Raw genomic sequence first — 12,509 nt, forward strand, 5'->3', positions numbered from 1 at the left:
GTGGTCGTCGTGCGTGAGGACCGGCCGGGAGACAAGCGCCTGGTGGCGTATCTGGTAGCGGGTGAGGACGTCGGGGTCGACGTGGAAGGGCTGCGCCGTTCGGTCTCGGCGGTGCTGCCGGAGTTCATGGTGCCGTCCGCGTTCGTCGTGCTCGATGCCCTGCCGCTCACGGTCAACGGCAAGGTCGACCGGTCCGCGTTGCCCGCGCCGGAATTCGGCGGTGGTGGCGGTCGGGCCCCACGCGATCCCGTCGAGGAGATCCTGTGCGGTCTCTTCGCGGACGTACTGGACCTCGAACGCGTCGGCATCGACGACAACTTCTTCGAGCTCGGCGGCCACTCCCTGTCCGCGACCAGACTGGTCGGCCGGATACGGACGGCCCTGAACGTCGACCTTTCCCTCGCGGACCTGTTCGAAGGGCCGACGGTGGTCCGGCTGGCCAGCCGACTCGACGAGACGAGGCGCGCGAGTGCCGCCGCCCGACCCAGGCTGCGGCCCCGCGGGGAGCGATGAGTCACCTTCCTCACGACAGACGCACGAGCGCCTGCGGGATCGCCCCCCGAAGGATCTCCGGAACGGAGCACTTGGGACGGTGCCCCTGATGGGAGGATCACTCGCGCCGTTGGCGCATCCTGCTTTCCGTTGGCTGCTCGGTGCCCGTGTGACGACCATGGCCGGCAACGCGATGGCGCAGATCGCGCTCGTGTTCGCCGTGCGGGACGTGACCGGGTCGGTCACGACGCTCGGTGTCGTCGTGGCGGCGCGCTCGATCGCGAACCTGGTGTTCCTGCTGTGGGGCGGTGTCGTGGCGGACCGGCTGCCCCGCCAGTTCGTGCTCGCGGGGTCGTCCGCGGTGTCGACGGTCAGCCAGGGGCTTCTGGCCGTCCTGGTGCTGACCGGGACGGTGTCCGTGCCGGCGTTCGTGGTGCTGGCGGCCGTGAACGGCATGTCGAGCGCCTTCTCGTTCCCCGCGTCCTCGGCGCTCGCGCCGCAGACGGTGCCCGCCGAACAGCGCCAGCGCGCCAACGCGTTGCTGCGCCTCGGGCTGAACGCGTCGATGATCGCGGGCGCGTCGCTGGGCGGCCTGCTGATCGCGTTCGCCGGCCCTGGCTGGGGCCTGGCGGTGGACGCGCTGTCGTTCGCGCTGTCGGGCCTGTGCTTCTCGTTCGTGCGTGTACCGGCGGCCGGGGCCGCCGGCGAGCGCAGGCCGGGGGTGCTGTCCGAACTGCGGGTCGGCTGGACGGAGTTCGTCTCGCGGACCTGGGTCTGGGTCGTGGTCGTGGCCTTCTTCTTCGTCAACGCGGCGCACGCGGGCGGCACGATGGTCCTCGGCCCGGTCCTCGCGGACACCGTGATCGGGCGTGAGGCGTGGGGCTTCGTGCTGGCCGCGCAGACCGCGGGCATGGTCGCCGGTGCCTTCGTCGCGCTGCGGATCCGGGTGCGCAGGCTGCTGTTGCTGGGCGTGGCGTGCGTGGTGGCGTTCGCGGGCCTGCCGTTGGCTCTCGCCCTGTACCCGGAGCCCTGGCTGCTCATGATCGCCGCCTTCGTGGCCGGGCTGTGCCTTGAGCAGTACGGCGTGGCGTGGGAGACGTCGTTGCAGCACCACGTGCCGGAAGACCGGCTCGCGCGGGTCTACTCCTACGACATGCTCGGGTCGATCGCGGCGGTTCCGCTGGCCCAGCTCGTGGTCGGCCCGGTGTCGCAGGCCGCGGGGATCACCGCGACCCTGCTCGGTTGCGCGGCGATCCACGTGGTCGCGACGGCCGCGATGGTCGCCTCGCGGTCGGTGCGCGCGGTGGAGAACGTTCCCTCGGCCGAGCCGGTGCGCTGACACAGCCCGTCGGGGGAGCGCCGCGGTAGATGTTCCGGTTCGACGTCCGAGTGCCGTTCCGGGCTCCCGGTCGACGCGGTGCGGGGCCGGGGGCCACGGGGATCCGGTACGGCCGTCCCGCCCCGCCAGTAGGGTTGGCGCGAGTCCGGCGGCTGAGTGGGTCTGGGGTGCGGAGAGCGTTGAGCGGGGCTGCGGTGTCGGTCTACGACGTCCTGGAGGCGATCCGGGAGGGGGCGGCCGGGAACCGCGAACGGGGGAGCCGGTTCGCGGAGTTGGTGGCCCGGTACCTGAGTACCGATCCGCAGTGGAGCGAGCAGTTCAGCCGGGTGTGGCTGTGGGGGGACTGGCCGGGGGCCGCGCACGACCGACGGGACACCGGGATCGACCTGGTGGCGCAGGACCGGGAGACCGGCGGTTTCTGTGCGATCCAGTGCACGTTCCACGAGCCGCGGCACACGATCCGCGAGGAGGACATCGACTCCTTCCTCACGGCGTCCGGCAAGGGTGCCTTCACCCGGCGGCTGATCGTTTCCACCACGGACCGGTGGAGCGAGCACGCCGAGGCGGCGTTGGACGGGCAGCAAGTCCCGGTCACGCGGCTCGGGTTGCCGGACATCGCGAACAGCCCGGTGGAATGGCGGCTGCCCGCGCCGGGCACGGGCGGCGAGTTCGGCATGAGGCTGCGGGAGAAGAAGCGGCCGCGACCTCACCAGCGCACGGCGGTCGAGGACGTCTTCGCCGGGTTCGCCGGGCATCAGCGCGGCAAGCTCGTCATGGCCTGCGGCACCGGCAAGACGTTCACGAGCCTGAAGATCGCGGAGCGGCTCCAGCGGGAGCGGGCCGGGAGCGGCCGGGGGGAGCGGACCAGCGTGCTCTTCCTGGTGCCCTCCATCGCGCTCCTCGCGCAGACGCTGCGCGAGTGGTCGTACGAGAGCGAGGTCCCGTTGCGCGCCTTCGCCGTCTGCTCCGACGCCAAGGTCGGCAAGCTGCGGGTGCGGGGCGACGAGCGGGACATGGCGGTCCACGACCTCGCGCTGCCGGCCACGACCGATCCCGGGCGGCTGGTCGCCCGGGTGAGTGGAGAAGCGCCCGGACTCACCGTGGTGTTCTCGACCTACCAGTCGATCGCGACCGTCGCCGCGGCACAGCGGCGCGGACTGCCCCGGTTCGATCTCATCCTCTGCGACGAGGCCCATCGCACCACCGGCGTCACCCTCTCCGGTCACGACGAGTCCGCGTTCGTCCGGGTGCACGACGACGGCTTCCTCGGCGCCGATCGCCGGCTCTACATGACCGCCACGCCGCGGGTGTACGCCGACGACAGCGAGCAAGAGGCCCGGAACGCGGACGCGGTCGTGGCGTCGATGGACGACGAGGCCACCTACGGGCCGGAGTTCCACCGGCTCGGGTTCGGCGAGGCCGTCGAGCAGGGGCTGCTCACCGACTACAAGGTGCTCATCCTCACCGTGGACGAGGGCGTCGTGGCCAGGACGCTCCAGGCGGGCTTCGCCGGGGGGACGAGCGAGCTGAACCTGGACGACGCCGCGAAGATCATCGGCTGCTGGAACGCCATGGCCAAGCGCACCGGCACCTTCGCCGACGGCAGCGGCTTCGGCACGGACGAGGCGCCGATGAAGCGCGCGGTCGCGTTCGCCCGTTCCATCGCCGACTCCAAGAAGATCACCGCCCGTTTCAACGAGGTGGTCGACGCGTACGCCGACGCCGACGCCGACGCCGAGGTGCTGCGCTGCGAGGTCGACCACGTCGACGGCACCTTCGACACGCTCCGGCGCAACCGGCTCCTGGACTGGCTCAAGCAGGAACCGGGCCCCGCGAGCGCCCGCATCCTGTCCAACGCCCGCTGTCTGTCCGAGGGCGTCGACGTGCCCAGCCTGGACGCGGTGCTGTTCCTGCACCCGCGCAACTCCGTGGTGGACGTCGTCCAGTCCGTCGGCCGCGTCATGCGCACCGCGCCCGGCAAGAACTACGGCTACATCATCCTGCCCGTCGCCGTGCCCGCCGGGACGCCGCCGGAGCAGGCCCTCGCCGACAACCAGCGCTTCAGGACCGTCTGGCAGGTGCTCCAGGCGCTGCGCGCGCACGACGACCGCTTCAACGCGACCGTCAACCAGATCGAGCTGAACCGGAAGAAGCCCGACACCATCGGCATCGGGCACATCGGTGCCGGTGCCGGTGCCGGTGACGAGACGACAGGCGACCGGGACGGCGGCGGCACCAGGGCGAAGGAGACCGCCCAGCACATCCAGGACGCCCTCTTCTCCATCGGCGACTGGCGCGAGGCCGTCTACGCCCGCATCGTCGACAAGGTCGGCGAGCGCCACTACTGGGAGGACTGGGCCAAGGACATCGCCCGGATCGCCGACCGCCATGTCACGTGCATCAAGGCGGCTCTGACGATCCCCGAGAAGCAAACCTCCTTCCAGGAGTTCGTCGGCGAACTGCGCGGCACCATGAACCCGGGCGTCACCGACGCCGACGCCATCGACATGCTCGCCCAGCACATCGTCACCAAGCCGGTCTTCGACGCGCTCTTCAAGGACTACGCGTTCACCGAGCACAACCCGGTCTCCCGGGCGATGCAGCGCATGCTCGACGTCCTGGACGACCAGGGGCTCGACGCCGAGACCACGACGCTGGAGGACTTCTACCACTCGGTCCGCGTCCGCGCCGAGGGCATCGACAACCACGAGGGCCGCCAGCGCGTCATCGTGGAGCTGTACGACCAGTTCTTCAAGACCGCGCTGCCCAAGACCGCCGACGCGCTCGGCATCGTCTACACCCCGGTCGAGGTCGTCGACTTCATCCTGCGCTGCACCGAGCAGGCCCTCGCCAGACACCTCGGCCGTTCGCTGGGCGACGAGGGCGTGCACGTCATCGACCCGTTCACCGGCACCGGCACCTTCCCCGTGCGGCTCCTGCAGTCCGGCCTCGTCAAGCCCGCGGACCTCGCGCGCAAGTACGGCAGGGAACTGCACGCCAACGAGATCGTGCTGCTCGCCTACTACATCGCGGCGATCAACATCGAGGCGGCGTACGCCGACCTGACCGGGCGGCAGGGGGCGTACGCGCCCTTCGAGGGCATCGTGCTCACCGACACCTTCCAGCTCGCCGAGGGCGGCGCCGCGCGGCTCGACGGCATGGACGTGCCGGAGGGCAACAGCGAGCGCGCGAAGAGGCAGAAGAGCCGGCCGGTGATGGTCGTCGTGGGCAATCCGCCGTACTCGGCGGGGCAGGACAGCCAGAACGACGACAACAGGAACCTGAAATACCCCGTCCTGGACGCCCGCATCCAGGAGACCTACGCGGCGCTGTCCACCGCGACCAACAAGAACTCCCTGTACGACTCCTACATCCGCGCCATCCGCTGGGCCTCCGACCGCGTCGGGGGCGAGGGCGTCGTCGCCCTGGTCTCCAACGGGGGCTACATCGACGGCAACACGGCGGACGGGCTGCGCAGGTCCCTGGTCGCGGAGTTCGACGCCGTCTACTGCTACAACCTGCGCGGAAACCAGCGCACGGCGGGCGAGCAGTCCCGCAAGGAGGGCGGGAAGATCTTCGGCTCCGGGAGCCGCAACACCGTCGCCGTGCTCATCCTCGTCAAGGGCGCGACGGACCGGGCGGGTTGCGACCTGTACTACCGCGACATCGGCGACCACCTCAGCCGCGAGGACAAGCTCCGCATCCTCGCCTCCCAGGACCTGGACTCGGTGGAGTGGGAGCGCAAGACCCCCAACGCCGAAGGGGACTGGATCAACCAGCGCGACGAAGCCTTCGCCGGGTACCAGGCCCTCGGCGACAAGGACCGCAAGGGCGCCGCGCAGGCCGTCTTCGAGGTGCATTCCAGCGGGCTGAAGACGGGCCGCGACGCCTGGGTCTACAACTTCTCCGAGCGGCGGCTCACCGACAACGTCGAGTCGATGATCGGCTTCTACAACGACCAGGTCGCCGCGTTCGCCGCGCAGGCCAGGGCGACGGGCCTCGCCAAGCCCAGGGCCGACGACGCCGAGAAGTTCATCGACTACGACGCCACCCGCTTCAGCTGGAACCGCGTCGACAAGTCGAACGTGGCCCGGGGCGTCACCTGCTCCTACGACCCGGGGCGCGCCTACGTGGCGTCGTACCGGCCCTTCACCAGGCAGCACGTGGTCTACGACGCACGGCTCAACGACATGGTGTACCAGCTGGGCCGGCTCTTCCCGACGCCCGAGCACGAGAACATCGGCTTCTACATGACGGGGCTCGGCGCCCAGAAGCCGTTCTCCGTGCTGATGGTCCGCTCGGTGCCGGACCTCAACTTCTGGGGCTCGGAGGGCGGCCAGTTCTTCCCCCGGTTCACCTACCGGGCGACCGAGGCCGACGACCTGCTCACGCTCGCCGCCGCCGACGAGGAGGCCGACAAGGGCTACCGGCGCCTCGACAACATCACCGACGCGGCCCGCACCGGCTTCCGCGGTGCCTACGACGACCCGTCGATCACCAAGGACGACGTCTTCCACTACACCTACGCGCTGCTGCACTCGCCCGAGTACCGCACCCGCTTCGCCGCCGACCTGAGGAAAAACCTGCCGCGCATCCCCAAGGTGAGTGATTTCCGGGGCTTCGCCGAGGCCGGACGCGCACTCGCCGGGCTGCACGCGGACTACGAGAGCGTGAAGCCGTACGGCGGCATCGTGGAGACGGTGAGCGGCGACGCGTCCGCCACGCCGGCGGCGGAGCTGTACCGCGTCACCAAGATGAAGATCCCGAAGACCAGGGGACAGGCCGACCGCTCGACCATCGTCTACAACACCCGGATCAGGCTGACCGACATCCCGGAGGAGGCGTACCGCTACCAGCTCGGCGCCCGTTCCGCGATCGAGTGGATCATCGACCGCTACCAGGTGAAGGCGGACAAGGCGTCGGGCATCGTCAACGACCCGAACGACTGGTCGAACGACCCGCGCCACATCGTCGACCTGCTCCGGCGGGTCGTGACGGTCAGCCTGGAGACGATGAGGATCGTGGACGCCCTTCCGGCACTGGAGATCATGGAACCGCGCGCCTGAGCGAACGCCACGTCGTCGGTGAACGGGACGAGCACGACGAGGCGCTGCCGGACATCGAGGCACCCCGCCGAACCCGGCGCCTGGCGGGCACCGCCCCTGCGGCGAAGCCGTATATTTGCAGATGGAAAGCCCATGCCGCGCCGTGCGGGGGCAGCACTGTCGGTCCTCGTCGGTACGCTTCCGGATGTCACGACAGTTGGAGGAAAAGCATGGGCACCTCGGGGCGCCTCAGCCTGTCCTGGGTCAACAAGGACAGGTCACTCATCAGCACCCAGGACGGCGGTTACGAGTGGGTCGACCGCGACGACGTCCGGGTGACCGAGACGCGCCTGCTGACCGACGTGACCACCGTGGGCGAGACGCGCGAGGACCGCGAGCGGGCCCGGGACAACCTGCTGATCACAGGCGACAGCGCGGAGGCCCTCCGGTCGCTCACCCGGCTGCCGGAGTTCGCCGACGAGTACCGGGGCAAGGTCAAGCTCGTCTACATCGACCCGCCGTTCAACACGGGCCTGACCTTCGCGCAGTACGACGACGGGCTCGAACACTCCATCTGGCTCACGATGATGCGCGACCGGCTCCTGCTCATCCGGGACCTGCTGTCCGACGAGGGAAGCCTGTGGCTGGAACTCGACGACACGGAGATGGCGTACTGCAAGGTCCTGCTGGACGAGATCTTCGGCAGGTCCAACTTCATCTCCACCGTCCTGTGGCAGCGGCGCCACTCCCGCTCCAACGACGCCGTGTTCTCGACGTCCCACGACTACATCCTGGTGTACGCCAAGAACGCGGCCCGGTTCCGGACGGCGCGCAACAAACTGCCCCTCCAGCCCGAGCAGGCGAGCGACTACGCCAATCCGGACGGTGACCCGCGCGGCCCCTGGCGGTCCATCTCCTTCAGCGCGCCCAATCTGCGGCCGAATCTGTCGTACGAGATCGTCGCCCCTTCGGGGAAGAGGCACGTCCCGCCGAGCGGGCGGTGCTGGCGCACCACGCGGGACTCCTTCGAGAAGCTCCTGGAGGACGGCCGTATCTATTTCGGCGCGGGCGGCCTCGGCGTGCCCCGGGTGAAGCAGTTCCTCTCCGAGGCGCCGGGGATCGTGCCGAACACGTGGTGGACCCACCAGGAGACCGGGCACACGGAGGAGGCGGCCAAGGAGAGCGCGGCGCTGTTCGGCCGGGCCGCCGCCTTCAGCACCCCGAAGCCCGAGCGGCTGCTGCACCGCATCATCACCATCGCCTCCGACCCCGGCGACATCGTCCTCGACTGCTTCGCGGGCTCCGGCACCACCGCGGCCGTCGCACACAAGACGGGCCGGCGCTGGGTGACGGTGGAGCGGCAGCCGGAGACGGTCGACGCGTACGTGCTCCCGCGCCTGCGCAAGGTGGTCGAGGGCGAGGACTCCGGCGGGGTCTCCGAGACCACCGGCTGGGAGAAGGGCGGCGGATTCCGCCGCCTGGAGGTCGCGCCGTCCATGTACGAGCGCCTCGCCGGCCGGGTCCTGCTCGCGCCCTGGGTCGAGGGCGCCGCCTTCGCGGCGGCGGCCTGCGCCCAGCTGCCGGGCTTCGAACTGGACCCGGAGGCCGAGCCGCCCTTCGCCGGCGGCAAGGGGCGCCAGCGCCTCGCGGTGGTCGACGGGCTCGTCTCCGAGAGCACGGTGCGGTCCGTCGTCGCGGCGCTGCACGAGGACGAACGGGTGCTCATCGTGGCCAAGAGCTATCTGCGGGAGGCGGCGAGCCTCCTGGAGCGGCTCAGCCCCGGCTCGCGGATCAAGAAGGCCCCCCAGGACCTGCTGGACATGAAGGGACGTGTGCTGCGTTGAGCTGGATCACATACGACCGGGCGGCGATCGAGGACCTCGCGACCCGCATGGCCCTGCGGGACCCCAACCGCCGTGCCGTGGCCAGGGTCGTGGAGGAGATCCGGTCCGGGGACGGCCGGGAGGTCGTGTGCGACCTGGCGACCGGTGTCGGCAAGACGTACATCTGCCGGGCGCTCATCGACTACCTCGCCGACCAGGGTGTGCGCAACATCCTCATCGTCACCCCCGGCCGCACCATCCAGCGCAAGACCGTCGCCAACTTCACGCCCGGACACCCGAAGTTCGTGCCCGGCGCGACCCACGAGCCGCTCGTCATCACGCCGGAGAACTACGCGGGCGGCCGGGTCGGCGACGCCATGCACGACCCGGACGCGCTCAAGGTCTTCATCTTCAACGTCCAGCTGCTGACCAAGCCGACCGCGAAGTCCTCGCGCGCCACCTACTCCACCGACGAGTTCATCGGCACCGCGCTCTACGACCATCTGCGCTCGGTGGACGACCTGGTGGTCATCGCCGACGAGCACCACGTGTACCGCAGCGAGGCGAAGCGGTTCCACGAGGCGGTACGTGATCTCCGGCCGCGGGCGCTGGTGGGCCTGACGGCGACCCCGGACGAGACGGACCGCAACGTGCCGGGCCGGGTCGTCTTCCAGTACTCCCTCGCCGAGGCCATCGCGGAAGAGCTGGTCAAGATTCCCGTCATCGTCTACCGCGAGGACGGGCACACCGACATCCGCACCCAGCTGGCCGACGCCTGCCATCTGCGCAGGGTCAAGGAGGAGACCACCCGGCAGTGGGCGGAGCGCAACGGGCGGCCCATGGTCAACCCCGTCCTCTTCGTGGTCTGCCAGAGCATCGAGGAGGCCACCGAGACCGCCGAGATCCTGGCCGGCCCCGGGTTCGTCGACGAACCGGGCGCGGTGCTGCGGATCACCTCCGGCAGCAAGGAGGACGCGCTGGAGGCCCTCGCCGGCATCGAGGAACCCGACTCGCCGGTGCGGGCCGTGGTCTCCGTCGACATGCTGAAGGAGGGCTGGGACGTCAAGAACATCAGCGTGATCGTGGCCCGGCGCGCCCTCGCCTCCCAGACCCTCACCGAGCAGATCCTCGGCCGCGGCCTGCGCCTGCCGTACGGGGAACGGGTCGGTTTCTCGATGGTCGACTGCGTCGACATCATCGCCCACGAGTCGTACCGGCGGCTGCTGGACTCCAAGGAGGCTTTGCTGGAGCACACGCTGCCGCAGCGGGCCGGGAAGGCCGGGGGGCAGGGCGCCTCTTCGGGCGCGACGGGTGCTTCGAGCGCTCCGGGCACGGCGGCTGCGGCGACCTCGGGCGGCGCGGCCCCGCTTCCCGCGTACCACGAGACCGAGACCCAGGGCATGCTGGCGTTCACCGCCGACGCCCCGGTCCGGGACGGCGGTCTCGACGGCGAGACGTCCGAGGCCGTCTACCTCGGCATGGCCGACATGGCGGGCCGGCTCGCCGAGGCCGGTGCGGAGAAGGAGCAGATCCAGCAGGTCATGCGGCCGGTGGAGGGCGCCCCGAGCATCGTCTTCCCGAGCAGGCGCCTGCTGGAGAAGCCGGACACCTACAGCCTGTCCTTCGTCAGCGCCGAGGCCGTCGCGGAGAAGGGCAGGCAGTTCAAGCACGAGATAGAGGTGGAGCTGAAGCGCAAGGCGCTGACCGCCTCGCACGCGCTGGACGGCGGCCTCAGCGTCCAGGTGCGGGACGAGAAGTCGGCCGTGGGGACGCAGAGCAGCTGGCCGCTCGCGAAGGTCAGGGAGGACCTGGAGGAGCGGATCCTCAACCTGCCGCAGCTCAAGCTCACGGCCGACGAGGTCGAGGCCGCGCAGACGATCGTACGGACGTTCCTGGCCGCGGCGGTCGAGAAGGACGCGGGGGACGGCACGCCCTGGGGCGAGGCCCGCGCGGAGCTGGCCCTGACCCAGCTGGAGCGGCTCGTCGTCACCAGCTTCAAACAGAAGCTCGCGACGGTCGAGCACGAGCTGGTGAAGGTGACGCTGCCGCCGCCGGTCCAGCCGTGGCCCGGCCGGACCATGCCCCAGCTGGGCATCACCGACAAGGTGATCCGGGGCATGGGCTACACCGGCTGGGGCAGCTCGATCCTCCCGGTCGTGCACTTCGACGCGCTGTCGACCGAGGTCAAGCTGGCGCGGCTGATGGACGTCAGTCCCAAGGTGCAGTGGTGGCTGCGGCTGGAGTCGCACAGCGGCACGTACATCCAACTGGACAACGGCGCACGGTACTTCCCCGACTTCATCGCCCTCGGCGAGGACGGCACGCAGTGGCTCGTCGAGGGCAAGTCGAACGCCGAGGCGGCCGGGGCGCCGGTGCTCGCCAAGAAGGCCGCGGCCGAGGCCTGGGCGAAGGAGGTCACCGGGCGCGGGGACTTCGGCACCTGGCGCTACGTGTTCGCCACGGAGGAGCACCTGAGTCAGGCGAGCACCTGGGACGCCCTGCTGACCCTCACGGGCGCCCGGGGGTAGGCCGCCCGGCGCTGCCCGCGTAACCCGGTGCCGGGTAGGGCGCCGGGTCGGTCACCCAGCCCGCCAGCAGGACCAGGCGCGAGTCGCGGTCGGTGGCGAGGAAGGCGAAGGGACGGTCGAAGGCGACGCGGACGACCGTGGTCTCGTAGCGGTACTGCGGCGCGGCGCTGCCGTACATCTGCGCCACGGCCGTCACCGCCGCCGCGCGGAACCCGAGGGCGCCGAACCGGGCCACGGCCGACTGCCGCGCCTCCGAGACGGCCAGCGGGTGGGCGCTCACCCCGGGGAAGTGGCCGAACCGCGCGTCCGTCGCCGTCCTCAGGCCGAACAGGTCGGCCAGGGACAGCAGATCGTGGTCCGCGCGCACCTCGTAGGCCACCGTCCGCACGTCCAGCGACGTCGGCTCCGGCGCGACGGCCGGCTCCCGTTCCACCCGCAGGCCGGGCCCGACCTCGCCGTACGGCAGCGCGCCGCCCGGCGTGAGGGCGAGCGCGCGCTCCACCACGGCGACGCCCGCGGCCATGACCTGGCCCGGCGTCATGCGCTCCTCGCCGAGGACGAGATGGACGTCGACGCCGTTGTCGCCGGGGACGGTCAGCGCGGTGACGAAGCCGTCCGGGGTGCCCGCGACGCCCACCCGGTCGGGGCGCACGCTGCGCCGGTGCAGGCCGCGCAGGGTACGGCCCTGCCAGGGGCCCGACTCCGGGGTGAGCCGCTGCTCGGTGAAGGGCTGGCGCCAGGTGGTGTGCAGGGCGAGGGCGCCGGCCAGCACCATCCGCGTCTGCCGGTTCAGCGTCACCGGCATCCGCTCGACCAGGCCGCCGGTCCGCTCCGCCGCCCAGCGGTCCAGCCGCTCCTGCGCGGTGACGAGATCGTCCCCGAACGCGCCGTGCGCGCCCGCCGGGAGCTGGGCCAGCCACTCCTCGCGCAGCAGCAGCTCGTGGTGCGTCCACAGGCCGAGCGCCGCGTCCAGGCCGGACACCGAGCCCAGGGCCGCGAGCAACTCCCGTGCGGTGGCCGCCGCCCGGTCCGCGGGTACGCCGAGCGCGTCGGCCAGTTCCTGCCGGGCGGGGCCCGCCGCGCCGTCCGCGAGGAGGGCCAGCAGGGGCCAGACCCCGGCCGCGGAGAACACCGTGCCGCCCCCCGCGGTGGCGCCCCACCGCGCGGTGAGTCCGTTCACCGTGCGTACGACGGCGCCGTCGACCCGGTTCTCCACCCTCAAATCCGCCCCCTGTGTCCCGCTTACCTGTGACAAGTCGTAAGAGGCACGGTACCGGTGTCC

Annotated in this window: 6 protein-coding genes; 5 read left to right on the forward strand and 1 reads right to left on the reverse strand. The window is 71.0% G+C overall.

Annotated elements, in window-relative coordinates:
• From ACWDD7_RS35425 to ACWDD7_RS35445, 5 genes are all read left to right on the forward strand, one after another.
• Nucleotides 1–513, forward strand: a 513-nt coding sequence (locus ACWDD7_RS35425) for a phosphopantetheine-binding protein (RefSeq protein WP_450460425.1), incomplete at its 5' end; no start/stop codon positions are given.
• Nucleotides 514–601: 88 nt separating this feature from the next.
• Nucleotides 602–1,831, forward strand: a complete 1,230-nt coding sequence (locus ACWDD7_RS35430; protein WP_450460426.1) for an MFS transporter — start codon at nucleotides 602–604, stop codon at nucleotides 1,829–1,831.
• A 179-nt stretch (nucleotides 1,832–2,010) separates the two neighbouring features.
• The gene (locus ACWDD7_RS35435) at nucleotides 2,011–6,897 is read left to right on the forward strand and encodes a DEAD/DEAH box helicase (protein ID WP_450460427.1); all 4,887 of its coding nucleotides are present in this window, start codon (nucleotides 2,011–2,013) and stop codon (nucleotides 6,895–6,897) included.
• 209 nt (nucleotides 6,898–7,106) lie between these two features.
• Entirely contained in the window at nucleotides 7,107–8,720 is a 1,614-nt protein-coding gene (locus tag ACWDD7_RS35440) for a site-specific DNA-methyltransferase (protein WP_450460428.1), read from the forward strand.
• Nucleotides 8,717–11,227 carry a DEAD/DEAH box helicase gene (locus ACWDD7_RS35445; RefSeq protein ID WP_450460429.1) on the forward strand — a complete coding sequence of 837 codons (2,511 nt, stop codon included), beginning with the start codon at nucleotides 8,717–8,719 and terminating at the stop codon, nucleotides 11,225–11,227. The genes ACWDD7_RS35440 and ACWDD7_RS35445 overlap by 4 nt, the downstream gene beginning before the upstream one ends.
• On the opposite strand, the gene ACWDD7_RS35450 is transcribed toward ACWDD7_RS35445, so the two are convergent.
• The gene (locus ACWDD7_RS35450) at nucleotides 11,208–12,449 is read right to left on the reverse strand and encodes a serpin family protein (protein WP_450460430.1); all 1,242 of its coding nucleotides are present in this window, start codon (nucleotides 12,447–12,449) and stop codon (nucleotides 11,208–11,210) included. The two genes, ACWDD7_RS35445 and ACWDD7_RS35450, sit on opposite strands and share 20 nt — an antisense overlap.
• Nucleotides 12,450–12,509: the final 60 nt, after the last annotated feature.

It is taken from the genome of Streptomyces sp. NPDC001056, assembly GCF_053598955.1.